Annotated in this window: 19 protein-coding genes; 9 read left to right on the top strand and 10 right to left on the bottom strand. The window is 55.0% G+C overall.

What is annotated here, in order from left to right:
* The first annotated feature begins 31 nt into the window (after positions 1-31).
* Positions 32-925: a YcbJ family phosphotransferase gene (locus QE396_RS09230; protein ID WP_014169395.1), complete on the top strand. Its 894-nt coding sequence runs from the start codon at positions 32-34 to the stop codon at positions 923-925.
* On the opposite strand, the gene elyC is transcribed toward QE396_RS09230, so the two are convergent.
* Complete coding sequence (gene elyC, locus QE396_RS09225; protein ID WP_020884813.1) at positions 902-1,681, bottom strand: envelope biogenesis factor ElyC; 780 nt, start codon at positions 1,679-1,681, stop codon at positions 902-904. The two genes, QE396_RS09230 and elyC, sit on opposite strands and share 24 nt — an antisense overlap.
* A 124-nt stretch (positions 1,682-1,805) precedes the next feature.
* Between elyC and cmoM the strand changes: the two genes are divergently transcribed.
* The 7 genes from cmoM (at position 1,806) to QE396_RS09190 (ending at position 12,444) form a co-directional block, all read left to right on the top strand.
* Positions 1,806-2,585 (top strand): tRNA uridine 5-oxyacetic acid(34) methyltransferase CmoM, encoded by a 780-nt coding sequence (gene cmoM / locus QE396_RS09220; RefSeq protein ID WP_020884812.1) that lies wholly within the window; start codon positions 1,806-1,808, stop codon positions 2,583-2,585.
* Positions 2,586-2,588: 3 nt separating this feature from the next.
* The gene (gene mukF, locus QE396_RS09215) at positions 2,589-3,911 is read left to right on the top strand and encodes a chromosome partition protein MukF (RefSeq protein WP_014169399.1); all 1,323 of its coding nucleotides are present in this window, start codon (positions 2,589-2,591) and stop codon (positions 3,909-3,911) included.
* On the top strand, positions 3,892-4,596 hold the full coding sequence (gene mukE, locus QE396_RS09210; RefSeq protein ID WP_014169400.1) for a chromosome partition protein MukE: 705 nt from the start codon (positions 3,892-3,894) through the stop codon (positions 4,594-4,596). Before mukF ends, mukE begins: the two co-directional genes overlap by 20 nt.
* Entirely contained in the window at positions 4,596-9,047 is a 4,452-nt protein-coding gene (gene mukB / locus QE396_RS09205; RefSeq protein WP_309950810.1) for a chromosome partition protein MukB, read from the top strand. The genes mukE and mukB overlap by 1 nt, the downstream gene beginning before the upstream one ends.
* A 177-nt stretch (positions 9,048-9,224) precedes the next feature.
* Positions 9,225-11,048, top strand: a complete 1,824-nt coding sequence (ldtD, locus tag QE396_RS09200; RefSeq protein WP_014169402.1) for a L,D-transpeptidase — start codon at positions 9,225-9,227, stop codon at positions 11,046-11,048.
* 176 nt (positions 11,049-11,224) lie between these two features.
* Positions 11,225-11,776, top strand: coding sequence for a YcbK family protein (locus tag QE396_RS09195; RefSeq protein WP_014169403.1), 552 nt, complete (start codon positions 11,225-11,227; stop codon positions 11,774-11,776).
* A 20-nt stretch (positions 11,777-11,796) separates the two neighbouring features.
* Positions 11,797-12,444: an MBL fold metallo-hydrolase gene (locus QE396_RS09190; RefSeq protein WP_020884810.1), complete on the top strand. Its 648-nt coding sequence runs from the start codon at positions 11,797-11,799 to the stop codon at positions 12,442-12,444.
* A 49-nt stretch (positions 12,445-12,493) separates the two neighbouring features.
* Here QE396_RS09190 and aspC read toward each other — a convergent pair whose 3' ends face one another.
* The 4 genes from aspC to pncB form a co-directional block, all read right to left on the bottom strand.
* The gene (aspC, locus tag QE396_RS09185) at positions 12,494-13,684 is read right to left on the bottom strand and encodes an aspartate transaminase (protein ID WP_020884809.1); all 1,191 of its coding nucleotides are present in this window, start codon (positions 13,682-13,684) and stop codon (positions 12,494-12,496) included.
* 185 nt (positions 13,685-13,869) lie between these two features.
* Positions 13,870-14,958: a porin gene (locus QE396_RS09180; RefSeq protein WP_020884808.1), complete on the bottom strand. Its 1,089-nt coding sequence runs from the start codon at positions 14,956-14,958 to the stop codon at positions 13,870-13,872.
* A 605-nt stretch (positions 14,959-15,563) separates the two neighbouring features.
* Entirely contained in the window at positions 15,564-16,964 is a 1,401-nt protein-coding gene (gene asnS, locus QE396_RS09175) for an asparagine--tRNA ligase (protein WP_020884807.1), read from the bottom strand.
* 169 nt (positions 16,965-17,133) lie between these two features.
* Positions 17,134-18,336 carry a nicotinate phosphoribosyltransferase gene (gene pncB / locus QE396_RS09170; protein WP_020884806.1) on the bottom strand — a complete coding sequence of 401 codons (1,203 nt, stop codon included), beginning with the start codon at positions 18,334-18,336 and terminating at the stop codon, positions 17,134-17,136.
* A gap of 255 nt (positions 18,337-18,591) precedes the next feature.
* Between pncB and pepN the strand changes: the two genes are divergently transcribed.
* Positions 18,592-21,204, top strand: coding sequence for an aminopeptidase N (gene pepN / locus QE396_RS09165; protein ID WP_020884805.1), 2,613 nt, complete (start codon positions 18,592-18,594; stop codon positions 21,202-21,204).
* 43 nt (positions 21,205-21,247) lie between these two features.
* On the opposite strand, the gene ssuB is transcribed toward pepN, so the two are convergent.
* The 5 genes from ssuB to ssuE are packed head-to-tail and all read right to left on the bottom strand — an operon-like array spanning position 21,248 to position 25,488.
* Complete coding sequence (ssuB, locus tag QE396_RS09160) at positions 21,248-22,018, bottom strand: aliphatic sulfonates ABC transporter ATP-binding protein (protein WP_020884804.1); 771 nt, start codon at positions 22,016-22,018, stop codon at positions 21,248-21,250.
* Positions 22,015-22,806 carry an aliphatic sulfonate ABC transporter permease SsuC gene (gene ssuC / locus QE396_RS09155; protein WP_020884803.1) on the bottom strand — a complete coding sequence of 264 codons (792 nt, stop codon included), beginning with the start codon at positions 22,804-22,806 and terminating at the stop codon, positions 22,015-22,017. The genes ssuB and ssuC overlap by 4 nt, the downstream gene beginning before the upstream one ends.
* A gap of 9 nt (positions 22,807-22,815) precedes the next feature.
* A complete protein-coding gene (gene ssuD, locus QE396_RS09150; RefSeq protein WP_014169416.1) occupies positions 22,816-23,961 on the bottom strand; it encodes an FMNH2-dependent alkanesulfonate monooxygenase in 1,146 nt (381 codons plus the stop codon).
* Complete coding sequence (locus QE396_RS09145) at positions 23,958-24,920, bottom strand: sulfonate ABC transporter substrate-binding protein (RefSeq protein WP_020884802.1); 963 nt, start codon at positions 24,918-24,920, stop codon at positions 23,958-23,960. The genes ssuD and QE396_RS09145 overlap by 4 nt, the downstream gene beginning before the upstream one ends.
* On the bottom strand, positions 24,913-25,488 hold the full coding sequence (gene ssuE, locus QE396_RS09140) for an NADPH-dependent FMN reductase (RefSeq protein ID WP_020884801.1): 576 nt from the start codon (positions 25,486-25,488) through the stop codon (positions 24,913-24,915). The genes QE396_RS09145 and ssuE overlap by 8 nt, the downstream gene beginning before the upstream one ends.
* Between the last annotated feature and the right edge of the window lie 234 nt (positions 25,489-25,722).

Below are 25,722 nucleotides of genomic sequence, written 5' to 3'. Positions count from 1 at the left end.
AAAGCAGTAGTCTTAATGGGGGTAATCTCATATGGAACAGCTGCGTGCTGAACTGAGCCATCTGCTGGGTGAGAAGTTAAGCAGGGTTGAGTGTGTGAACGAAAAAGCAGATACCGCACTCTGGTCGTTATATGACAGCCAGGGAAACCCAATGCCGCTGATGGCCCGAAGTTTTACCTCGCCGGGCGTTGCCAGGCAGTTGGCCTGGAAAATGTCGATGCTTGCGCGACAAGGGACCGTCCGCATGCCGACGGTGTATGGCGTGATGACGCATGAAGAACACCCCGGCCCCGATGTCCTGCTGATTGAGCGGTTACGTGGCGTGCCTGTGGAAGCGCCTGCTCGTTCACCGGAACGCTGGGAACAGCTGAAAGATCAGATTGTCGAGGCGCTACTGGGCTGGCACAGACAAGACAGCGGTGGGCTCGTCGGGCCGGTAGACAGCACCCAGGAAAACCTGTGGCCACTGTGGTACCGCCAGCGGGTCGAAGTGTTGTGGGGCACCCTTAACCAGTTTAATAACACCGGTTTGACCATGCAGGACAAACGTATTTTGTTCCGCACCCGGGAGTGTTTGCCCGCGCTGTTTGACGGCTTTAACGACAACTGCGTGCTGGTTCACGGCAATTTTACCCTGCGCAGCATGCTGAAAGACCCTCGCAGCGACCAGCTTCTGGCAATGGTAGGGCCGGGAATCATGCTCTGGGCACCGCGCGAGTACGAGTTGTTCAGGCTCAGCGACAGCGGGGCCGCAGAGGGGTTACTCTGGCATTATCTCCAGCGCGCGCCGGTTGCAGAAGCGTTTCTCTGGCGCCGCTGGCTCTATCTGCTCTGGGATGAAGTGGCGCAACTGGTCAATACTGGCCGTTTTAATCGCGCCAACTTCGATCTCGCCACGAAATCACTCCTGCCCTGGCTCGCCTGACGCGCCTTTTAGCCATTGCCAGAGGCGTCCAAGCGTTTCGTAACCGACACGATCGCTGTGCATCAGCCATACCGGGGACGGGATCGCCCGTTCCCATGGGTTAAGCGGCGCGTCGATGGCCATCTGGTTAGCCGGCGCGGGGAGGGGATGCAGGCCAACTCTTTCGAAGAAAATCATCGCCCGCGGCAGGTGCGAGGCGGACGTAACCAGCAGGAACGGGGCATCGCCAATCGCCTGCTTCACGGCAGCAGCTTCTTCTTCGGTGTCTTTTGGGCTGTCCAGCGTGATGATAGCGGAACGCGGTACACCCAGCGATTCAGCCACTCTGGCTCCGGCTTCGGCCGTGCTGACCGGGTTTGTTTTTGCCGCCGCACCGGTAAAGATCATTTTCGATCCCGGATTCGCCAGCCACAGGCGAATACCTTCGTTCAGTCGAGGCAGGCTGTTGTTAATCAGGTTTGAACTGGGCGCCCAGTTCGGATCCCAGGTGTAACCCCCACCCAGCACCACGATATACTTCACCTCCTGATGACCCTGCCATGTCGGGTACCTGTTTTCGACAGGACGTAACAGGCTATCCGCGACCGGCTGCAGACTCAGCAGCAGCAGGACCAGCCAGCCGACGGTAATAAGCGTTTTGCCACTTTTCTGAAAGCGACTAAACCACACCAGCGCCAGCCCCAGCGCAATGATGATAAGCAGCAGTGGAAGGGGAAGCATCATCCCCCCAATGTATTTCTTCAGGGTAAAAAGCATCCTTTTTGGTTCCTTTTTTAACCATATAGCAGGTGATTACTCGTGATATTACACCAGAGAGGTTCATTCTCCGCGCGGGTGTGACAAAATAGCGGTTTTGCAGTTAGCGAGTGGAACTCTCCCAATGCGGGATCGCAATTTTGATGACATCGCGGAAAAGTTTTCGCGCAACATTTATGGCACCACGAAAGGGCAGTTGCGTCAGACGATCCTCTGGCAGGATCTGGACAACATCCTGGCCTCGTTTGAGGGGCAAACGTTGCGCGTGCTGGACGCTGGCGGCGGTGAAGGGCAGACGGCTATTAAAATGGCCCAGCGCGGTCATCACGTAACGCTTTGCGATCTTTCTGCTGAGATGATCGCGCGTGCGACGCGTGCCGCAGAAGAGAAAGGTGTGAGCGACAACATGCATTTTATACAATGCGCCGCTCAGGACATCGCACAGCATTTGGAAACCCAGGTTGATCTGATATTGTTTCATGCAGTGCTGGAGTGGGTTGCCGATCCGCAAAGCGTGTTACGCACCCTGTGGTCGATGTTGCGCCCGGGCGGTACGCTGTCACTGATGTTCTACAATGCTAACGGCTTCCTGATGCACAACATGGTTGCGGGTAACTTCGACTATGTTCAGGTCGGGATGCCAAAAAAGAAAAAACGCACGCTTTCCCCGGATTATCCGCGCGATCCGCAGCAGGTGTATGGCTGGCTGGAAGAGATTGGCTGGGAGATAACCGGGAAAACGGGCGTCAGGGTGTTTCATGATTATCTGCGTGAAAAACACAAACAGCGTGACTGTTTTGACACCTTAACAGAATTAGAAACGCGGTATTGTCGTCAGGAACCTTTTGTCAGTCTTGGCCGCTATATTCACGTCACCGCGCACAAGCCGCAGATGCAAGGATAACCTATGAGTGAATTTTCCCAGACAGTCCCCGAACTGGTTGCCTGGGCCAGGAAAAACGATTTCTCCATCTCGCTGCCGGTAGACAGACTCTCTTTCCTGCTGGCGGTTGCCACGCTGAACGGCGAACGGCTGGATGGCGAAATGAGCGAGGGTGAACTGGTGGATGCGTTCCGCCATGTCAGTGATGCGTTTGAGCAAACCAGCGAAACCATTAGCGTGCGTGCCAACAACGCAATCAACGATATGGTGCGTCAACGTCTGCTGAACCGCTTTACCAGCGAGCAGGCGGAAGGAAACGCCATCTATCGTCTGACGCCACTGGGTATCGGCATCACCGATTACTACATCCGCCAGCGTGAATTTTCCACGCTGCGTCTTTCCATGCAGCTCTCGATTGTGGCGGGTGAACTTAAGCGCGCCGCCGATGCAGCGGATGAAAACGGTGACGAATTCCACTGGCACCGTAACGTCTATGCGCCGCTGAAATATTCGGTGGCAGAGATTTTCGACAGCATCGATCTGACCCAGCGTCTGATGGATGAACAGCAGCAACAGGTAAAAGACGATATCGCACAGTTGCTGAATAAAGACTGGCGTGCGGCCATCTCCAGCTGTGAAATGTTGCTGTCGGAAACCTCGGGTACGCTGCGTGAACTGCAGGATACGCTGGAAGCGGCAGGGGATAAGCTTCAGGCGAACCTGCTGCGCATCCAGGATGCGACCATGGCCCATGACGATCTGCATTTTATTGACCGTCTAGTGTTCGACCTGCAGAGCAAACTCGATCGTATTATTAGCTGGGGTCAGCAGTCGATTGACCTGTGGATCGGTTATGACCGTCACGTGCATAAATTTATCCGTACCGCGATCGATATGGATAAAAACCGCGTCTTTGCTCAGCGTCTGCGCCAGTCGGTACAGACCTATTTCGATGCGCCATGGGCGCTGACTTACGCCAGTGCCGATCGTCTGCTGGATATGCGCGACGAAGAGATGGCTCTGCGCGATGAAGAAGTGACCGGTGAACTGCCACCGGATCTGGAATATGAAGAGTTCAACGAAATTCGTGAGCAACTTGCGGCGATGATCGAAGAACAGCTCGCTGTCTACAAAACCAGACAAGTGCCGCTGGATCTTGGGCTCGTGGTGCGCGACTATCTAGCGCAATATCCTCGTGCGCGCCACTTCGACATCGCCCGCATCGTGGTAGACCAGGCCGTGCGTCTGGGCGTCGCGCAAGCAGATTTCACCGGGCTGCCGCCGAAGTGGCAGCCGATTAACGATTACGGAGCCAAGGTACAGGCGCATGTCATTGACAAATATTGAACAAGTGATGCCAGTTAAGCTGGCACAGGCGCTGGCGAATCCGTTGTTTCCGGCGCTGGACAGCCAACTGCGTGCCGGTCGTCACATTGGCTTAGACGAGCTGGACAATCACGCCTTTTTGATGGACTTCCAGGAGTACCTGGAAGAGTTTTACGCCCGCTATAACGTGGAGCTTATCCGCGCACCGGAAGGGTTTTTCTACCTGCGTCCACGTTCCACAACCCTGATTCCGCGTTCCGTGCTCTCCGAGCTGGATATGATGGTCGGCAAAATTCTTTGCTACCTCTATCTCAGCCCGGAGCGTCTGGCAAATGAAGGCATCTTCACCCAGCAGGAGCTTTACGACGAGCTGCTGGCGCTGGCGGATGAGAGCAAGCTGCTTAAGCTGGTGAACAACCGCTCCACGGGTTCGGATCTTGACCGCCAGAAATTGCAGGAAAAAGTTCGCTCTTCCCTTAACCGTCTGCGTCGTCTGGGCATGGTCTGGTTTATGGGCCATGACAGCAGCAAATTCCGCATCACGGAATCTGTCTTCCGCTTCGGCGCCGATGTGCGTGCGGGCGACGATGCGCGTGAAGCGCAGCTTCGCATGATCCGCGACGGTGAAGCGATGCCGGTGGAAAACCATTTGCAGCTCGATGATGAGCATGAAGAGAATCTGCCGGATAGCGGGGAGGAAGAGTAATGATTGAACGCGGTAAATTTCGCTCACTAACGCTGATTAACTGGAACGGCTTCTTTGCCCGGACGTTCGATCTGGATGAGCTGGTTACGACGCTCTCCGGTGGTAACGGTGCGGGTAAATCCACCACCATGGCGGCGTTTGTTACGGCACTGATCCCCGATCTGACGCTGCTCCATTTCCGTAACACCACCGAAGCGGGGGCGACCAGCGGCTCTCGCGATAAAGGCCTGCACGGTAAACTCAAAGCAGGCGTCTGTTATTCGGTACTGGACGTCATTAACTCCCGACATCAGCGTGTGGTGGTGGGGGTACGTCTGCAGCAGGTCGCAGGCCGTGACCGTAAAGTGGACATTAAACCGTTTGCCATCCAGGGTCTGCCAACCTCCATGCAGCCCACAGCGCTGCTGACGGAAACCCTGAATGAGCGCCAGGCGCGCGTGCTGACGCTGCAGGAGCTGAAAGATAAGCTCGAAACCATCGAAGGCGTGCAGTTCAAGCAGTTCAACTCCATTACGGATTACCACTCCCTGATGTTTGATCTGGGCGTTGTGGCGCGTCGTCTGCGCAGCGCGTCTGACCGTAGCAAATACTACCGTTTGATCGAAGCATCGCTGTACGGTGGTATCTCCAGCGCCATTACCCGCTCCCTGCGCGACTACCTGTTGCCGGAAAACAGCGGCGTGCGTAAGGCCTTCCAGGATATGGAAGCCGCGCTGCGTGAAAACCGCATGACGCTCGAAGCCATTCGCGTGACGCAGTCTGACCGTGACCTGTTTAAGCACCTGATTAGCGAGGCCACCAACTACGTGGCGGCGGACTATATGCGTCACGCCAATGAACGTCGTGTCCATCTCGATCAGGCGTTAGAGTACCGCCGCGAGCTGTTCACCTCCCGTAAACAGCTGGTGGCTGAGCAGTATAAGCACGTCGAAATGGCGCGTGAACTGGGCGAGCACAACGGCGCCGAAGGCGATCTGGAAGCCGATTACCAGGCTGCCAGCGATCACCTGAACCTGGTGCAGACCGCCCTGCGTCAGCAGGAGAAGATCGAGCGCTACGAAGCGGATCTCGATGAGCTGCAAATTCGTCTCGAAGAGCAAAATGAAGTGGTGGCGGAAGCTGCCGACATGCAGGAAGAGAACGAAGCACGTGCCGAGGCCGCCGAGCTGGAAGTGGATGAGCTGAAAAATCAGCTGGCCGATTACCAGCAGGCGCTGGACGTGCAGCAGACGCGTGCAATTCAGTATACCCAGGCACTTCAGGCGTTACAGCGTGCAAAAGAGCTGTGTCATCTGCCTGACCTCACCCCGGAAAGCGCTGACCAGTGGCTGGGTACCTTCCAGGCCAAAGAGCAGGAAGCGACCGAGAAACTGCTCTCGCTTGAACAGAAGATGAGCGTCGCGCAAACGGCGCACAGTCAGTTTGAGCAAGCGTACCAGCTGGTTGTGGCAATTAACGGACCGCTTGCGCGTAACGAAGCGTGGGAAGTTGCCCGTGAACTGCTGCGCGACGGTGTGAACCAGCGCCATCTGGCCGAGCAGGTTCAGCCGCTGCGTATGCGCCTGAACGAACTGGAACAGCGTCTTCGCGAACAACAGGAAGCCGAGCGTATGCTGGCGGAGTTCTGTAAGCGCCAGGGCAAAAATTACGATTTCGACGATCTTGAAGCTCTGCATCAGGAGCTCGAAGCGCGTATTGCTGCGCTTTCCGATTCCGTATCCAACGCCAGTGAACAGCGCATGACGCTGCGCCAGGAGATGGAGCAGCTGCAGTCCCGTTCTAAGGTGCTGCTGCAGCGTGCACCAGTCTGGCTGGCTGCCCAAAGCAGCCTGAACCAGCTCAGTGAACAGTGCGGCGAACAGTTTGAGTCCAGCCAGGACGTGACCGAATATCTGCAACAGCTGCTGGAGCGCGAGCGCGAGGCGATTGTTGAGCGCGATGAAGTCGGCGCCCGTAAACGTGAGATCGATGAAGAGATTGAGCGCTTAAGCCAGCCTGGTGGTTCGGAAGATTCACGTCTGAACGCCCTGGCTGAACGTTTTGGCGGCGTGCTGTTGTCCGAAATCTATGACGATGTCGGTCTGGACGATGCGCCGTACTTCTCAGCCCTGTATGGCCCATCACGTAACGCGATTGTGGTCCCGGATCTGTCGCTGATTGCTGACCAGCTGGCAGGGCTGGAAGATTGCCCGGAAGACCTCTATTTAATCGAAGGGGACCCGCAGTCGTTCGATGACAGCGTATTCAGCGTCGATGAGCTGGAAAAAGCGGTTGTCGTCAAAATCGCCGATCGTCAGTGGCGTTATTCTCGCTTCCCTGAGCTTCCGCTGTTTGGTCGCGCAGCGCGTGAAAACCGGATTGAAAGTCTGCACGCCGAGCGTGAGACGCTGTCTGAACGTTTTGCGACCCTGTCGTTTGACGTGCAGAAAACCCAGCGTCTTCATCAGGCGTTCAGCCGCTTTATCGGCAGCCATCTGGGCGTGGCGTTTGAAGCTGACCCGGAAGCCGAAATTCGCAAGCTCAACACTCGTCGCGGCGAGCTTGAGCGTGCGATCTCAAACCATGAAAATGACAACCAGCAAAGCCGCGTTCAGTTCGAACAGGCGAAAGAGGGCGTTGCGGCCCTTAACCGCATCCTGCCTCGCCTGAATCTGCTGGCAGATGACACGCTGGCTGACCGCGTGGATGAGATTCAGGAACGTCTGGATGAAGCTCAGGAAGCGGCACGTTTTGTTCAGCAGTACGGTAATCAGCTGGCGAAGCTCGAACCAATGGTCTCCGTGTTGCAGAGCGATCCGGAGCAGTTCGAGCAGTTAAAAGAAGATTACGCCTGGTCGCAGCAGGTGCAGCGCGAAGCGCGCCAGCAGGCGTTTGCCCTGACGGAAGTGGTGCAGCGCCGGGCCCACTTCGGCTACTCCGATTCCGCGGAGATGCTGAGCGGTAACAGCGATCTCAATGAGAAGCTGCGTCAGCGCCTTGAACAGGCTGAAGCTGAACGTACTCGCGCCCGTGATGCGATGCGTAGCCACTCGGCACAGCTGAACCAGTACAATCAGGTCCTGGCCTCGCTGAAAAGCTCCTTCGACACCAAGAAAGAGCTGTTAAACGATCTTCAGAAAGAGTTACAGGACATTGGCGTCCGTGCTGACAGCGGAGCAGAAGAGCGGGCGCGTATCCGTCGTGATGAACTGCATGCGCAGCTCAGTAATAACCGCGCACGTCGTAATCAGCTGGAAAAAGCGCTGGCCTTCTGTGAAGCGGAAATGGATAACCTGACTCGTCGCCTGCGCAAGCTGGAGCGTGATTATCACGAAATGCGTGAGCAGGTCGTGACCGCGAAGGCGGGCTGGTGCGCCGTCATGCGGATGGTGAAAGACAATAACGTTGAACGCCGTCTGCATCGTCGCGAGCTGGCCTATCTCTCTGCGGATGAACTGCGCTCTATGTCCGATAAGGCGCTGGGTGCCTTGCGTCTGGCGGTGGCGGATAACGAACACCTGCGCGATGTGCTGCGTATGTCCGAAGATCCGAAACGCCCTGAGCGTAAGATCCAGTTCTTCGTGGCCGTTTATCAGCACCTGCGTGAGCGTATTCGTCAGGACATCATTCGTACCGACGATCCGGTCGAAGCCATTGAGCAGATGGAAATCGAACTGGGCCGCCTGACGGAAGAGTTGACCTCCCGCGAGCAGAAGCTGGCTATCAGTTCCCGCAGCGTGGCGAATATCATCCGTAAAACCATCCAGCGCGAGCAGAACCGAATTCGCCAGCTGAACCAGGGCTTGCAGAGCGTATCGTTTGGTCAGGTGAACAGCGTGCGTCTGAACGTGAACGTGCGTGAAGCGCACTCGACGCTGCTGGAAGTGTTGTCTGAACAGCACGAACAGCATCAGGATCTGTTCAACAGCAACCGTCTGACCTTCTCCGAAGCGCTGGCGAAACTGTATCAACGCCTTAATCCGCAGATTGACATGGGGCAACGCACGCCGCAAACCATTGGTGAAGAGCTCCTGGATTACCGTAACTACCTGGAAATGGAAGTGGAGGTTAACCGTGGTTCAGACGGCTGGCTCCGTGCGGAGTCCGGTGCACTCTCTACCGGTGAAGCTATCGGTACCGGGATGTCGATTCTGGTGATGGTGGTCCAGAGCTGGGAAGATGAAGCACGTCGTCTGCGCGGCAAAGATATCTCCCCATGTCGACTGCTGTTCCTGGATGAAGCGGCGCGTCTTGACGCCCGCTCAATTGCCACGCTGTTTGAACTCTGTGAGCGTCTTGATATGCAGCTCATTATCGCAGCGCCGGAGAACATCAGTCCTGAGAAAGGCACCACGTATAAACTGGTGCGTAAGGTATTCCAGAATACCGAACACGTTCACGTGGTCGGGTTACGCGGTTTTGCCCCACAGCCGCCAGAATCCTTACCGGAAACAACGGCAGACGCGTCCTGAGGCGTTTTCTAACCGTGAGCGGCGCACCAGCGCCGCTTTTTTTTTCGCTTAACTTGTGTTTAAGGCTGCGTTATCTTTAAACTTCTTTACATAAGGTAAGGCAACAGGTTTGCCGTCACCCTATAATAAAAGAAAGCCCCAACGTGATGGGCATGTCGTGAAAACAGGGGGCAAGGGATGTTGCTAAAGAAAAAATGTGGTCGTCAGCTGTCTGCGCTAAGTTTATGCCTGGCAGTGACGTTTGCTCCACTGTTAACCGCTCAGGCCGACGAGCCTGAAATTGTGCCGACTGACAGCACAGCAACGACTGGCACACAGCCAACGTCGCTGTCTCAACCGCTGGAGCAGTCTCCTGCGACGGCCATCATGGCCGGTATTAAACCGTTGCCAGAAGGCATCGACGCGGAATCGCTTCGCCAGCAGCTGCTGTCTGGGCTGCCAGCAGGCTACACGCCTGTCTATACCAGCCAGCTCACGCTGCTCTATGCGGCGCGTGACATGAAACCCATGTGGGAAAACCGTGATGCCGTGCGCGCCTTCCAGCAACAGCTGGCAGAAGTCGCCATTGCAGGGTTCCAGCCGCAGTTCACAAAATGGGTTGAGCTCTTAACCGATCCTGCTGTCACCGGGCAGGCGCGGGACGTGGTGCTTTCCGATGCCATGATGGGGTATCTCCAGTTTGTGGCCGGTATTCCGGTCAATGGTAACCGTTGGTTGTACAGCGATAAGCCTTACAAGCTGGCGACTCCGGCACTGTCGGTAATTAACCAGTGGCAACTGGCGCTGGATAGTGGCGATCTGCCGCGCTTTATTGCGAGCCTCGCGCCGGCACATCCGCAATACGCGACCATGCATCAGTCGCTTCTGGAACTGGTCGGGGATTCACGTCCGTGGCCGCAGATGCGTGGTACCGCGACGCTGCGTCCTGGACAGTGGAGCAGCGATGTGCCTGCCCTGCGTGAGATCCTCAAACGCTCTGGTATTCTGGATAGCGGGCCTAAAATTGCCCTGCCGGGTGACGATGCACAAAGCGTCGTTGTCAGCCCGTCAGCCCCGGTGAAAGAGAAAAAAGCCGCCGTTCTGAGTGATAAGCCCGCGGCCTACGATCGGGAGCTGGTTGCAGCGGTTAAGCAGTTTCAGGCTGCTCAGGGGCTGGGTGCTGATGGCGTGATTGGCCAGTCAACGCGCGACTGGCTGAACGTCTCACCTGCGCAGCGGGCAGGGGTGCTGGCGCTCAATATCCAGCGTTTACGCTTGCTGCCAGGGACCCTCTCTACCGGCATCATGGTGAATATTCCAGCGTATTCGCTGGTCTATTACCAGAACGGCAGTGAAGTGCTGGCGTCACGCGTGATTGTGGGACGTCCCGATCGCAAAACGCCGATGATGAGCAGTGCCCTGAACAACGTGGTGGTTAACCCGCCGTGGAACGTACCGCCGACGCTGGCACGTAAAGACATTCTGCCCAAGGTCTGGAACGATCCGGGTTACCTTGAACGCCATGGCTATACGGTGATGCGCGGCTGGAACAGCAAAGAGGCGATAGACCCCTATATGGTCGACTGGTCAACCATTACCGCGTCTAATCTGCCATTCCGGTTCCAGCAGGCACCCGGTGCGCATAACTCGCTCGGACGCTACAAGTTCAATATGCCGAGTTCAGATGCTATCTATCTGCACGATACGCCGAACCACAATCTGTTCCAGAAAGACACCCGCGCGCTGAGTTCAGGCTGTGTGCGTGTCAATAAAGCCTCGGAGCTGGCTAATATGCTGTTGCAGGATGCAGGCTGGAACGATACGCGCATCTCTGACGCCCTGAAGCAGGGGGATACGCGTTACGTTAATATTCGCCATAATATTCCGGTCAATCTTTATTATCTGACGGCGTTTGTGGGTGAGGACGGGCGGACGCAGTATCGTACAGATATTTACAATTATGATCTCACGGCGCGATCCGGCGCACAAATTTTGCCAAAAGCTGAACAATTAATCAGGTAAATGAAGCAGTTCGGGAAAATAGGTTGTCGTAAGTAATGGTGAATACGGGGCTATATGGCTGGAGGCCGCGTATTTACTGGGGTTGGGTGCCTTGACGTAGTCGGCTTTGCCAGTTAAGGTGCCCTTCGTGCGCTAAGCATATTTACGATAAACATTGACCTGTAGACCTGATTATCATGGACAAATTTGACGCTAATCGCCGCAAACTGCTGGCGTTAGGTGGTGTTGCGCTCGGCGCAGCGGCCATCTTGCCGACGCCAGCATTTGCCACCCTCTCGACACCTCGTCCGCGAGTTTTAACGCTCAACAATCTCCACACCGGTGAGTCGTTAAAAGCGGAGTTCTTCGATGGCAGAGGCTATATTCAGGATGAATTAGCAAGACTTAACCATTTTTTCCGTGATTTCCGCGCGAATAAAATAAAAGCCATCGACCCAGGACTGTTTGATCAGTTATTCCGCCTTCAGGGCCTGCTGGGTACCAGCAAGCCAGTGCAGCTTATTTCTGGTTATCGCTCTGTTGATACCAATAATGAACTGCGCGCCCACAGCCGTGGGGTAGCGAAAAAAAGCTATCACACGAAGGGACAGGCAATGGATTTCCATATTGAAGGCGTTTCGTTAGCCAATATTCGCAAAGCTGCGTTATCTATGCGCGCAGGTGGTGTAGGATATTACCCAAGTAGCAACTTTGTGCATATTGATACCGGTCCGGTCCGGCACTGGTAATAACGAAACACAGGAGCAGTATGAACTATCGTATTATTCCGGTTACTGCATTCTCCCAGAATTGTTCATTAATCTGGTGTGAGCAAACCAAACTGGCCGCGCTTGTCGATCCCGGCGGTGACGCTGAGAAAATCAAGCAGGAAGTCGCTGATAGCGGTGTCACGCTGATGCAGATTTTACTGACGCATGGTCATCTTGATCATGTTGGTGCGGCGGCGGAGCTGGCACAGCACTTCGGTGTGCCTGTGATCGGTCCGGAAAAAGAAGATGAGTTCTGGCTGCAGGGTTTACCAGCCCAGAGCCGCATGTTTGGCCTTGATGAGTGTCTGCCCCTGACGCCCGATCGCTGGCTAAATGAAGGAGAGCGCGTTAACGTAGGGAATGTGACTTTACAGGTGTTGCATTGTCCTGGGCATACGCCAGGCCATATTGTCTTCTTTGATGACCAGTCCCGTCTGCTGATTTCCGGCGATGTGATTTTCAAAGGTGGCGTAGGACGCAGCGATTTTCCACGAGGCGACCACGGACAGCTGATTCAGTCGATTAAACAGAAGTTGTTGCCGCTGGGCGATGATGTGACGTTTATCCCTGGACACGGTCCGATGTCGACGCTGGGTTATGAACGACTCCATAACCCGTTCCTTCAGGACGAAATGCCTGTCTGGTAACCAGAATAAAAAAAGCCTGCATTACGCAGGCTTTTTTTATGGGTGTAATTTACAGCACGGCGACGATGGCTTCGCACAGCGGCGCCATATTGTCTGGGGTCATGCCTGCAACGTTGACGCGGCCAGACGCCACGGCGTAGACGCCAAACTCTTCACGCAGACGCAGAACCTGTTCTTTGGTCAGGCCGCTGAAAGAGAACATACCGTTCTGCTTAATAATAAAGCTGAAGTCACGGTCAGCGCCTTTCTCCGCAAGGGTGTTCACAAACAGCAGACGCATGCGCTGAATACGCTGACGCATATCGTTCAGCTCTTGTTCCCAGATAGCGCGCAGTGCATCGTTGCTCAGGATAGTCGCAACGACAGAGGCACCGTGTGCAGGCGGGTTAGAGTAGTTAGCGCGGATCACGGATTTCATCTGGCTGAATGCACGATCAACGGTTTCAGTATTCGCCGCAACCAGCGTACAGGCACCGACACGCTCATTGTACAGACCGAAGTTCTTGGAGTAAGAGCTTGCCACGATCAGTTCCTGATGTACGGCAGCAAAAGCGCGCAGGCCTTCCGCATCTTCTTCCAGACCACGGGCGAAGCCCTGGTATGCAAAGTCAAACAGCGGCAGCCAGCCTTTTTCTACGGAGAGCTTCGCCAGCTGTTCCCACTGTTCAAGCGTTGGATCAATACCGGTTGGGTTGTGGCAGCAGCCGTGGAACAGCACCACATCACCCGCCTGAGCCTCGTTCAGGCTGGCCAGCAGACCGTCGAAGTCCAGAGAGTGGTTAGCTGCGTCGTAGTAAGCATATTCGCGGACTTCCAGGCCTGCAGAGTTGAATACGCTCTTGTGGTTTGGCCAGCTTGGGTTGCTCACCCAGACACGCTTAACAGAGGTGTTTTTCGCAAGGAAATCCGCCGCGACGCGCAGCGCGCCGGTACCGCCAGGAGTCTGTGCTGTACGCGCACGCTTGTCGCTCACAATTGCACTGCCTTTGCCGAACAGCAGTTCCTGAGTGCAACGACCAAATTCAGGGATACCATCAATACCGAGGTAATTTTTGGTGGTTTCATTTTCCAGCAGATACTGCTCAGCTTTTTTAACGCTGGTCAGCACCGGGGTTTTGCCGGTTTCATCTTTATATACACCAATACCCAGGTTGATTTTACCAGGGCGGTCGTCGGCACGAAACAGATCGGCCAGGCCCAAAATAGGGTCGGCAGGAGCGGCGGTAATGTTCTCAAACATGACGAAGTTCCATTGTGATTACAGAAGTGAAATCCGCTATCAGGTTAACGGTAGATTTACAAAATGCCAACCGTTTGCGACAAAAAGCGTGCGGCTTTTCAAAAGTCGCCATTTTTTGCTATCAGACATAAAAAAAACAGGGCCGAAGCCCTGTTCATTAAGCATATAACAACGTGGTGTACTGATTAGAACTGGTAGGTCACAGCCATTGCAACCTGGTCGTCTTTACCGTTCACGATACCCACGCTACGAGAGTAGTCGGTGTCGTCGATCAGGTTCAACTGGTAATCAACATAGATGTTGAAGTTTTTGTTGAAGTAGTAAGTTGCACCCAGTTCAACGAATTTCTGCAGGTCAGCATCGCCGCCAGCGAAGGTGCCACGTTGTGCAAGGTTTTTACCTTTAGACTGCACGTAGGACACTGATGGGCGCAGACCGAAGTCGAACTGGTACTGAGCGATAACTTCGAAGTTCTGCGTTTTGTTTGCGAAAGAACCGTCGTCTTCACGGGTCATGTTACGCGTTTCAGCATAGGTGGTTGCCAGGTAGATGTTGTTCGCATCGTATTTAGCACCAACAGCCCATGCTTCCGCTTTCTCGCCTTTGCCGTCTGCGGATTGCCCGTCAGTACGGTCAGAGTTGCTGTATGCGCCGATCAGGCCGAAACCTTCACCGAACTCATAACCTACAGAGGTACCGAAACCGTCACCGTTAGCGGTTCTCACGTCAGTACGCTCGTTTTTGCCCTGATATTGCAGACCCAAGCTCAGACCATCAACCAGACCGAAGAAGTCTGAGTTGCGGTAAGTCAGGAGACCAGAGTTACGGCCAGTCATGAAGTTGTCAGAGTAGTTTGCCCAGGTCATACCTGAGAAAGATGGCGCCATATCGGTGTAAGATTCTACGTCGTATACGATACCGTAGTTACGGCCGTAGTCGATGGAACCTGCATCACCCGCTTTCAGACCGGCGAACGCCAGACGGGTACGCTGAGTCTGGTTGCTTTCTGCCTGGCTTGCCAGAGCACGGTATTCCCACTGACCGAAACCAGTCAGTTGGTCGTTAATTTGAGTCTCGCCTTTGAAACCGATCTGAGCATAGGTAGCGTCGTTGCTGTCAGTGTTGTCACCAGAGGTAACGAAGTCGTGCTCACCAACCACTTTCCCGTACAGATCCAGTTTGTTGCCGCTTTTGTTATAGATTTCTGCAGCGTTAGCTGCACCGGCTACCAGCAGGGCAGGGATTACCACTGCCAGAATATTGCGCTTCATCATTATTTATTACCCTCATTGGTTTTTTTATGACACTCGCCACTGCCGCCAATAAATTCTGTCAATAAATATTTCCGGAACTATTGATGAGAGTTAGGTGTCTTTATGTATCTGACAGGCATCTTTCCATTCATAGAACCGTTTCGCTAGCCTGAAAGTGCTACAATTCTCAAGATTAAGTTACAAAAAGAAATCATGTGTAACCAAATGTGTATTTTTCGGAACTTTGTGAACCACCTCAAATTTCAGCGTTCACTGGCGAATTAAACGGCAGATACTTTGATATCTATATGAAAAGCTTATAATTAATTTAGATAAAGGCAATTCCTATAAACAGAAGCCAAACGGCTCATTTTTTCTTATGACCCGAAAAAGACTTCTGGATGGCTGTAAAACTGGTTGAATTTTGTGCTATTGCTTCAGATTGCAATAAGCGCAATAAGAATAGGGTTTATTTTTTGTGCGTAGATGTTTCGTGGAAACAAAACGTAACAGGTAGTGGTTGTAACGGGGTTGTGGTTTAAAAATGCTGACTTTGCGCTGACGAAAACTGACAATGCAGAATAAAATAATGGCCAGCAATTGCTGGCCATTTGTTATTCAGTCGATTAGAAACTTGCGTTACGCGGTGTGCGTGGGAATGGAATAACGTCACGGACGTTCTGAACACCGGTGACATAGGCGATCAGACGCTCAAAGCCCAGACCAAAACCGGCATGCGGGACGGTACCGTAACGGCGTAAATCGCGATACCAGCTGTAATCCGCAGGATTAAGGCCCATCTCTTCCATGCGTGCGTCCAGTACGTCAAGACGCTCTTCACGCTGAGAACCACCGATGATTTCACCAATGCCCGGTGCCAGGACGTCCATCGCCGCAACGGTTTTACCGTCTTCGTTAAGGCGCATATAGAAGGCCTTAATGTCTTTCGGGTAGTTTTTCACCACAACCGGTGCTTTGAAGTGCTTCTCGGCCAGGTAACGCTCGTGCTCAGACGCCAGGTCAACGCCCCAGTAAACCGGGTTCTCAAACTTCTCACCGCATTTCTCGAGGATGGCCACCGCGTCGGTGTAGTCCACCTGCGCGAAATCTGCTGAGACGAAACGCTCCAGACGTGCGACTGCATCGCTGTCGACACGCTCTGCGAAGAATTTCATGTCGTCAGGACGCTCTTCCAGCACCGCTTTGAAGACATATTTCAGCATCGCTTCTGCCAGACCCGCGACATCATCCAGATCTGCGAACGCCACTTCAGGCTCCAGCATCCAGAATTCCGCCAGGTGACGGCTGGTGTTGGAGTTTTCTGCACGGAAGGTAGGACCAAAGGTGTAGATTTTGGACAGCGCGCAGGCGTAAGTTTCACCGTTGAGCTGACCAGAAACCGTCAGGAAGGCCTCTTTACCGAAGAAGTCTTTGTCATAGTCCACTTTACCTTCTGACGTACGCGGCAGGTTTTCCATGTCCAGCGTAGAGACGCGGAACATTTCACCCGCGCCTTCCGTATCGGACGCGGTGATCAGTGGGGTAGACACCCAGAAATAACCCTGCTCGTCGAAGAAACGATGCAGCGCCTGCGCCAGCGTATGACGCACGCGGGCAACCGCACCAATCAGGTTGGTGCGTGGACGCAGGTGCGCCACTTCACGCAGGTATTCGATGCTGTGACGTTTTGCCGCCATTGGGTAGGTGTCGGGATCTTCAACCCAGCCAGTGACTTCAATGGCTGAGGCCTGAATTTCGAAACTCTGACCCTGACCAGGTGATGCCACAACAACACCGGTTACGATAACGGAACAACCCGTTGTCAGGCGCAGAACGTCATCATTGTAATTGGGCAGAGAATTATTAATGACGGCCTGTACAGGATCAAAGCAGGAACCGTCATAGACGGCAAGGAAGGAGATGCCAGCTTTAGAATCTCGGCGAGTACGCACCCATCCGCGCACGGTGACTTCTTGGTCAACGGCGACACGGCCCTGGAGTACGTCGGCTACAGGCACAACGCTCATAATATTCTCTCTGTTAATAGTCGGAAAAAATAAACACTTGTCCACCCTTACTGGGGGGGATATCTATGTTACCTGGCATCCGCCATCAGACAAGCAGATTTCGCAGTCAAAAGAGAAGAATTAAGAAATAAATTGAGGAGAGGGGAGCCTGAAAGGCTCCCGAAAGCAGTTAACTGGCTTTTTTGATCTGCGGCAGATCGAATGCTTTGCGTAATGCGCGCACAAAGGCTTTGTCATGGCAGATGGTTTTACCGGGGCTATCGGAGAGCTTCGCTACCGGCTTACCGTTACATTCCACCAGTTTTATCACGATGTTCAGAGGTTTTACCTGAGGGATGTCGCAGGTCAGACGGGTACCAATCCCAAAGCTCAGGTTAATTCTGGAGGTGAAATGACGATAGAGATCGACCGCTTTTGCCAGATCGAGGTTATCAGAGAAGACCAGCACCTTGGTCATTGGGTCAATGCCCAGTTTTTCGTAATGGGCAATGGCCTTTTCACCCCATTCAACCGGATCCCCGGAATCATGGCGTAATCCCTGATAACGTTCGGCAAATTCAGGGCCAAAATCACGCAGGAACGCGTCCATCGTAATACAGTCGGTAAGCGCGATGCCCAGTTGATTGGGATATTCTTCCAGCCACGCGGCCAGTGCGGCACGCTGGCTGTTTGCCAGGTCCGGGCTTATCTGCTGATGCGCCTGGAACCACTCATGCGCCTGGGTACCCATTGGGGTCAGATCCAGACGACGTGCCAGATCGTAGTTGCTGGTGCCCACGAACCACGGCTCCTGCTGCAGACGCTTCACAATAGCCTGCTGCACTTCGCGAGAGAAACGGCGACGCGTGCCAAAATCCATCAGGCGGAAGCGGGACATATCCAGCCCTTCGGTCAGCGTTGAGAATGCGGCCAGTTTATTTTCCAGCGACGCGACCGCCTGCTCAACGCCGGTTTCCGGCGAACGGTAGCGGTGGGCCAGTTCACTGATCACCGCGAGAAGCGGAACTTCCCACATGATCACTTCACGCCACGGTCCTTCAAGACGAATATCCAGCTTGCCGTTATCATTGACCACGGTCACCTGCTCCGGCTTATAGCGGAAGTCGCGCAGCCAGTTCAGGTAGTCAGCTTTAAAGAAGGGCAGGCCAGAGAGCCACTGATATTCGTCGTCCTGCAGCGTCAGATGCTGCATAGCATCGACCTGTTCACGAATGGAGTCTGCGTAGATACCGAGCAAGTCGTCACCACGGCAGCGGAATTCCGCCGCGACATGGACGTCATAGTAATGGTGGAAAACGGCTTGCTGCATATGCAGTTTATACGCGTCGGTATCCAGCAATGTATGCAGAACAGGAGAAGCGAATTGAGTCATAGGTGCGCAGTAGCATCCTCTCACAGGAGCGTTTAGTACAATAAACAACTCCGGAGTATACCTTGTTTAGTGATTTATTGAACCCCGATCACAACATAAGCGCTCTTTATGGTCGAGGGCATTTTGTGCCACGTGTTATACAAATGTAGCGAAAAAGGTGTTTGTACCTGAAAAGATGAACATTCTGCATAGCGCGTTTTACACAACAGGAATAGACTGGATTCGTTATTCGACAAACGATGCATAAGGTTTTCTATGACACAACAGCCACAAGCCAAATACCGCCACGACTACCGTGCGCCGGATTACCTGATTAGCGATATCGATCTGACTTTTGACCTGGATGCCACTAAAACCGTTGTCACGGCGGTAAGCCAGCTCACGCGCCAGAGCGCGACGGCTGTGCCGCTGCGTCTGGAAGGTGAAGACCTGACGCTGGTCTCCGTGCAGATCAATGATCAAGCATGGTCTGACTATAAAATAGAAGGCAACCAGCTGGTTATCGACAACCTGCCGGAACGCTTTACGCTGCGCATCGTGAATGAAATCAGCCCGGCTGCCAACACGGCGCTGGAAGGGCTTTACCAGTCTGGCGTGGCCCTGTGCACCCAGTGTGAGGCCGAAGGTTTCCGCCACATTACCTGGTATCTTGACCGCCCGGACGTGCTGGCACGCTTTACAACGAAAATCATTGCCGATAAAACCCTCTATCCGTTCCTGCTTTCCAACGGCAACCGCGTAGGTGAAGGCGAGCTGGAAAACGGTCGCCACTGGGTACAGTGGCAGGATCCATTCCCGAAACCGTGCTACCTGTTTGCGCTGGTGGCGGGTGATTTCGACGTGCTGCGTGATACGTTCAAAACCCGTTCAGGCCGCGACGTCGCGCTGGAGTTGTTCGTCGACCGCGGCAACCTGGACCGTGCGCCATGGGCGATGACCTCGCTTATCAACTCCATGAAGTGGGATGAAGAGCGCTTTGGCCTCGAGTATGACCTCGACATCTATATGATCGTTGCTGTCGACTTCTTCAACATGGGCGCGATGGAGAATAAAGGTCTTAACGTCTTTAACTCCAAATACGTGCTGGCGCGTACCGATACCGCGACCGATAAAGATTACCTGGATATTGAACGCGTCATCGGACACGAGTATTTCCATAACTGGACCGGAAACCGCGTCACCTGCCGTGACTGGTTCCAGCTGAGCCTGAAAGAGGGCCTGACCGTCTTCCGTGACCAGGAGTTCAGTTCCGATCTGGGTTCCCGTGCGGTGAACCGCATTAACAACGTGCGCACCATGCGTGGCCTGCAGTTTGCGGAAGATGCCAGCCCAATGGCACACCCTATCCGTCCCGATAAAGTCATCGAGATGAATAACTTCTACACCCTGACGGTGTACGAAAAAGGGGCGGAAATTATCCGTATGATCCATACCCTGCTGGGTGAAGAGAACTTCCAGAAAGGGATGCAGCTCTACTTCGAGCGTCATGACGGCAGCGCAGCCACCTGCGACGATTTTGTGCAGGCGATGGAGGATGCGTCTAATGTCGATCTTTCCCATTTCCGCCGCTGGTACAGCCAGGCCGGCACGCCGATTGTCACCGTCAAAGACGACTACAATCCGGAAACCGAGCAGTACACCCTGACCATCAGTCAGCGCACGCCGCCAACGGCAGAGCAGGAAGAAAAACATCCGCTGCACATTCCGTTCAGTATTGAACTGTATGACAACGAGGGTAACGTGATCCCGCTGCAGAAGGGCGGCCATCCGGTCCACCACGTCCTGAACGTGACCCAGGCGGAACAGACCTTTATCTTTGATAACGTCTATTTCCAGCCGGTTCCCGCGCTGCTGTGTGAATTCTCTGCGCCCGTGAAACTGGAATATAAGTGGAGCGACCAGCAACTGACGTTCCTGATGCGCCATGCACGCAATGACTTCTCACGCTGGGATGCGGCGCAAAGCCTGCTGGCGACCTACATCAAGCTGAACGTTAATCGTCATCAGCAGGGCCAGCCGCTGTCGCTGCCGGTTCACGTTGCGGACGCATTCCGCGCAGTCCTGCTGGATGAGAAGATTGACCCGGCGCTGGCGGCTGAAATTCTGACGTTGCCATCCGCAGGCGAAATCGCCGAACTGTTCGACATCATCGATCCGATTGCCATTGTGGCGGTGCGCGAAGCGCTGACCCGTACGCTGGCGAACGAGCTTGCAGACGAATTCCTCGCAATCTACAACGCCAATAAGCTTGACGCTTATCGTGTGGAACATGCTGACATCGGTAAACGTTCCCTGCGTAACACCTGCCTGCGTTATCTGGCCTTCGGTGAGCGCGAGCTGGCAAACACGCTGGTGAGCAAGCAGTATCACGAAGCGGACAACATGACCGACGCGCTGGCCGCCCTGGCTGCGAGTGTTGCCGCCGAACTGCCATGCCGTGATGCGCTGATGCAGGAGTACGATGACAAGTGGCATCAGGATGGTCTGGTGATGGACAAGTGGTTCATCCTGCAGGCCACCAGCCCGGCGGCCGATGCCCTCAGCAATGTACGCAGTCTGCTGAAGCATCGCTCCTTCACCATGAGCAACCCAAACCGCGTGCGTTCCCTGATTGGCGCGTTTGCCAGCAGCAACCCGGCGGCGTTCCATGCGGAAGATGGCAGCGGTTATCAGTTTATGGTGGAAATGTTGACCGAGCTGAACAGCCGTAACCCACAGGTGGCGTCACGCCTGATTGAGCCGCTGATCCGTCTGAAACGCTATGATGCACAGCGCCAGGCGAAAATGCGTGCTGCGCTTGAGCAGCTGAAAGGGCTGGAAAACCTGTCTGGCGATCTGTACGAGAAGATCGCTAAGGCACTGGCCTGATCGAAAGACCCATCCTCCCTCTCCCTGTGGGAGAGGGAGGATGTCAGCCGTGAGCCGTCATTAACGCTCTCTCGCTGACCCCGCGCTTCATCACCCGATTCAGCACTTCCGCCTCCAGCTCTGCCAGTCTTGCCGACCCTACGCGGCGCGGACGCGCAATATCGACCGTGACATCAAGACCGATTTTCCCTTCTTCTATTAGCAGCACGCGGTCTGCCATCGCGACGGCTTCGCTCACGTCGTGCGTCACCAGAAGTACCGTAAAGCCATGCTTTTGCCAGAGTGAAGCAATCAGGTCCTGCATTTCGATTCGCGTCAGGGCGTCGAGCGCGCCGAGTGGCTCATCCAGCAGCAGCAAGCCCGGACGATGTATCAGCGCCCGCGCCAGCGCCACGCGCTGCTTCTGCCCGCCGGAGAGCGCAGCAGGCCATTCACCCGCACGGTTTTCCAGCCCTACGGCGGCCAGCGCCTGGCGGGCTTCATCCCGCCAGTTGCCGTTGAGGCCCAGTCCGACATTATCAATCACCGTTTTCCAGGGCAGCAGGCGCGCGTCCTGAAACATCATGCGGGTATCGTCCTGAATAGTGGCCAGCGGTGTCGCGCCTGCCAGAATTTCGCCGCCGTTGGGGGATTCCAGCCCGGCTAAAAGGCGTAACAACGTACTCTTGCCGCCACCGCTGCGGCCCACAATGGCGACAAATTGTCCGGCAGGAATATGCAGATCCAGCGCGTTGAGAATCGTGTTTTCGCCATAGCGCTTCGTGACACCGTTAAGGAGCAGCGGTGTACCCTGAGTCAGTCGGGCAGTATTCATGCTTTAGCCTCCTGTGAAATATAGGCTGGATTCCAGCGCAGCCAGCTGCGTTCCAGCCACTGGGCGCTGACGTCGGCAAGTTTGCCGAGCAGGGCATAGAGGATAATGGCCACCACCACCACGTCCGTTTGCAGGAATTCGCGGGCGTTCATCGCCAGATAGCCAATCCCTGAGTTTGCAGAGATGGTCTCTGCCACAATCAGCGTCAGCCACATCAGGCCGAGCGCAAAGCGCACGCCGACCATTATGGAGGGCAGGGCGCCCGGCAGGATCACATGCATAAAGAGGGCAAAACCGGACAGGCCGTAACTGCGTGCCATTTCGACCAGTCCGCGATCGATGTTGCGGATCCCATGCCAGGTATTAATGTAAATCGGGAACAGCGTGCCCAGCGCGACGAGAAAAATTTTGGCGCTCTCATCAATACCAAACCACAAAATGACCAGCGGGATCAGCGCCAGATGCGGCACATTACGCAGCATCTGAATGGAGGTATCGAGCAGCCGCTCGCCCCAGCGAGAAAGCCCGCTGATCAAACCCAGTACCAGGCCGATGCTTCCGCCAATCGAAAAACCAATTACCGCGCGCCATGAGCTGATGGCCAAATGCTGCCAGAGTTCGCCGCTGACGCTCAGCGACCAGAATGCCTCTATTACGCCCTCCGGAGAGGGCAGAATACGGCTCGACAGCCAGCCGGCAGAGGATGCCAGTTGCCAGACAAGCACAATGCCAACGGGTAAAAACCATGGGGCGGCACGTAGCAACCATTTTTGTGAGGGGGCATTCATGGCAACTCCTTAGCTTTGTGCGGCTCTTCGCGGGATAAACTCGTTAGCCACGGCTTCACCCTGAAGCTGGAGCTGGCGGGGCTGCGGTACGTCCGGGATGGCGACATCCAGATGCGGGAATAACAGCTCGCCCACTTTGTAGGCCTCTTCCAGGTGCGGATAACCGGAGAGGATAAAACTGTCGATACCCAGGTCCGCGTATTCATTGATCCGCGCAGCCACAGTTGGACCGTCGCCGACCAGCGCGGTACCCGCACCGCCGCGTACCAGACCGACGCCCGCCCACAGGTTCGGGCTGATCTCCAGATTCTCGCGCTTACCGTTGTGCAATGACGCCATTCTGTGCTGGCCGACGGAGTCGGTTTTCGCAAACGCCGCCTGAGCTTTAGCGATAGTCTCATCATCCAGATGCGCGATCAGCCGGTCGGCCGCCTGCCAGGCTTCTTCATTGGTTTCACGCACAATCACATGCAGGCGAATACCAAAGCGCACCTTGCGACCATGCGCTGCCGCTTTGGCGCGTACCTGGGCAATTTTCTCTTTGACCAGCTCGGGCGGCTCACCCCAGGTGAGGTAGAGATCAACCTGTTCAGCCGCCAGATCCTGCGCCACATCTGATGAGCCGCCGAAGTAAAGAGGAGGGCGCGGCTGCTGCACCGGCGGGAAGTAGAGCCTGGCGTCGCGAACGTGAATATGTTTACCTTCGAAGGTGACGGTTTCCCCCTCCAGCAGACGTCGCCAGACGCGGGTGAACTCGGCGGACGCTTCATAGCGTTCGGTGTGATCGAGGAACACGCCGTCACCCGCCAGCTCCTGCGGATCGCTTCCGGTGACCAGGTTAAACAGGGCCCGGCCGTTAGAGAGCCGGTCGAGCGTTGCCGCCTGGCGCGCCGCGACGGTCGGGGAGACCACGCTCGGACGCAGTGCCACGAGGAACTTCAGGCGTTGGGTCACGGGGATCATCGATGCGGCTACCAGCCACGCATCCTCGCACGAGCGTCCGGTGGGGATCAGTACGCCGGTAAAACCGATTCGGTCGGCTGCCTGCGCAATCTGCTGCAGATAGCCGTGGTCAACCGGGCGTGAACCCTCTTCTGTGCCAAGATAGTGTCCATCACCGTGGGTGGGTAAAAACCAGAAAAGATTCAGACTCATGATTTGGTTCCTTCTTTGCCTGCGGGTTGCCAGATGCGTTCGCGAATATTCACCTGTTTTGGAACAAGGCGATTTTGATAGAAGAGATCTGCGGTTTGCTGCTGCAGCGCAGCGACGTGTGCGTCCACCGGGGTAATGGTGGTCTGTGGACGGTGATCGAGATAGCTCGCGATCACCGGCTCAGGTAAGCCCATGGTTTTCGCCAGCAGGGTAATGCTCTCCTGACGTTGGCTTTGCGTTAGCGCATCCGCCTGAGTAAAGGTGTTAAGAACATCCTGAATAAAAGCGCCATTCTTTTCCGCATACGGGCGCGCGGCGAGGTAGAACGAGCCGGTTTGTTTCAGCGTGGTGCCATCTTTTAATACCCGCACGCCACCCTGCAGTAAAGCTGCGGAGTAGTAGGGATCCCAGATAGCCCATGCGTCGACATTGCCCTGCTGGAAAGCGGCACGAGCATCAGCCGGCGTCAAATAAACGGGTTGAATGTCGGTGAATTTAAGCCCGGCCTCCTGCAGGGCCCGCAGCAGCAGGTTATGCGAGCTTGAGCCTTTCTGGAATGCAACCTTGTGGCCTTTGAGATCGGCGACCGTCTTAATGGTGCTATTTTCAGGGACCAGAATGACCTCAGCCTTCGGCTTGGCCGGCTCAACGCCGACATAAACCAGGTCGGCCCCCGCCGCCTGCGCGAATATTGGCGGAATATCCCCGGTGCTGCCGAGGTCGATGCTTCCGACATTTAGGGCTTCCAGCATTTGCGGGCCAGCAGGGAACTCAATCCAGGAGAATGTGGTCTTCGGGAAGCGTTTTTCCAGAAGCTGATGGCTTTTAGCCAGCACCATACTGACGCTGCCTTTCTGATAGCCGATGCGTAAATGTTCAGGCGCCGTCTCTGCCGCGTGGGCCAGCGAGGTGAGCGCCAACAGCCCGGCCAGTCCGAGACGGGTTAATCTTTTAAACATGAGCGACTCCCTGTGACGGGTTAAACGCCGGGGCGTGGATATCTCTGCGGTGCAGGGCATGCCAGAAGGTTTCCAGGGCGCTGTCGAGACGGGTTTGCAGATTCGGCGTGAAGTGAGGCTTGTGTTGATAATCGATAACCTGCGAGTCGTCGGCAAAGACGCCGTGGAGGATCTCCTGCGCTTTTAGCGCATTGAGTACCGGCTTGAGGGCATAATCCACCGCCAGTAAATGGGCCACCGTGCCGCCCGTTGCCAGTGGCAGGACTACTTTGCCGTCCAGCGCACGTTCAGGCAGCAGATCGAGCAGGGTTTTCAGGGCCCCGGAAAACGAAGCTTTATAGATAGGCGTCGCCACGATTAAGCCATCAGCCCCTTTAAGCTGTTCAGTCAGCGTTTGCAGCGCCGGACTGTCAAAACGGGCGTAGAGCAGATCCTCGGGGTCGAAGTTATGCAGATTCCAGTGGCATATTTCCACATCCAGAGCATTGAGCTTTTCACGGGCATATTCCAGCAGTGCGCTGGAGCGAGAGGGGAATCGTGGACTTCCGGCCAGGGTTATGACGCGCATGCATGCTCCTTATAACTAATTGTTTGCTTTTATCTAACATTCATAACAATTTTCAGGAGTGTGACACTGCCCGGTTATTCCACTAAATGATTTATCTGCAATTAAAATGCGAAAAAGCGCATAAGAACGGGGCGGCGAGGTAAACGATTGCGTCTAACGGTGTTTTTTTTGCCACAGGTCAATTCCCTTTCCGGGCCGGATCGCACATAATCCCCTCCCGGTTTGCACACCGGG

Source organism: Enterobacter sp. SORGH_AS_0287 (assembly GCF_031453695.1).
GTDB lineage: Bacteria > Pseudomonadota > Gammaproteobacteria > Enterobacterales > Enterobacteriaceae > Enterobacter > Enterobacter ludwigii.
Note: the sequence above shows the minus strand (reverse complement) of the source record. Positions and strands in the feature narration are given on the sequence as shown.

Coding starts and splice junctions, on each gene's coding strand:
- ssuD (WP_014169416.1), bottom strand. CDS start 23,961: ATGAGTCTGAATCTTTTCTGGTTTTTACCCACCCACGGTGATGGACAC.
- pepN (WP_020884805.1), top strand. CDS start 18,592: ATGACACAACAGCCACAAGCCAAATACCGCCACGACTACCGTGCGCCG.
- ssuC (WP_020884803.1), bottom strand. CDS start 22,806: ATGAATGCCCCCTCACAAAAATGGTTGCTACGTGCCGCCCCATGGTTT.
- mukB (WP_309950810.1), top strand. CDS start 4,596: ATGATTGAACGCGGTAAATTTCGCTCACTAACGCTGATTAACTGGAAC.
- ssuE (WP_020884801.1), bottom strand. CDS start 25,488: ATGCGCGTCATAACCCTGGCCGGAAGTCCACGATTCCCCTCTCGCTCC.
- asnS (WP_020884807.1), bottom strand. CDS start 16,964: ATGAGCGTTGTGCCTGTAGCCGACGTACTCCAGGGCCGTGTCGCCGTT.
- ssuB (WP_020884804.1), bottom strand. CDS start 22,018: ATGAATACTGCCCGACTGACTCAGGGTACACCGCTGCTCCTTAACGGT.
- QE396_RS09145 (WP_020884802.1), bottom strand. CDS start 24,920: ATGTTTAAAAGATTAACCCGTCTCGGACTGGCCGGGCTGTTGGCGCTC.
- cmoM (WP_020884812.1), top strand. CDS start 1,806: ATGCGGGATCGCAATTTTGATGACATCGCGGAAAAGTTTTCGCGCAAC.
- aspC (WP_020884809.1), bottom strand. CDS start 13,684: ATGTTTGAGAACATTACCGCCGCTCCTGCCGACCCTATTTTGGGCCTG.
- QE396_RS09190 (WP_020884810.1), top strand. CDS start 11,797: ATGAACTATCGTATTATTCCGGTTACTGCATTCTCCCAGAATTGTTCA.
- ldtD (WP_014169402.1), top strand. CDS start 9,225: ATGTTGCTAAAGAAAAAATGTGGTCGTCAGCTGTCTGCGCTAAGTTTA.
- QE396_RS09180 (WP_020884808.1), bottom strand. CDS start 14,958: ATGATGAAGCGCAATATTCTGGCAGTGGTAATCCCTGCCCTGCTGGTA.
- elyC (WP_020884813.1), bottom strand. CDS start 1,681: ATGCTTTTTACCCTGAAGAAATACATTGGGGGGATGATGCTTCCCCTT.
- QE396_RS09230 (WP_014169395.1), top strand. CDS start 32: ATGGAACAGCTGCGTGCTGAACTGAGCCATCTGCTGGGTGAGAAGTTA.
- pncB (WP_020884806.1), bottom strand. CDS start 18,336: ATGACTCAATTCGCTTCTCCTGTTCTGCATACATTGCTGGATACCGAC.
- QE396_RS09195 (WP_014169403.1), top strand. CDS start 11,225: ATGGACAAATTTGACGCTAATCGCCGCAAACTGCTGGCGTTAGGTGGT.
- mukE (WP_014169400.1), top strand. CDS start 3,892: ATGTCATTGACAAATATTGAACAAGTGATGCCAGTTAAGCTGGCACAG.
- mukF (WP_014169399.1), top strand. CDS start 2,589: ATGAGTGAATTTTCCCAGACAGTCCCCGAACTGGTTGCCTGGGCCAGG.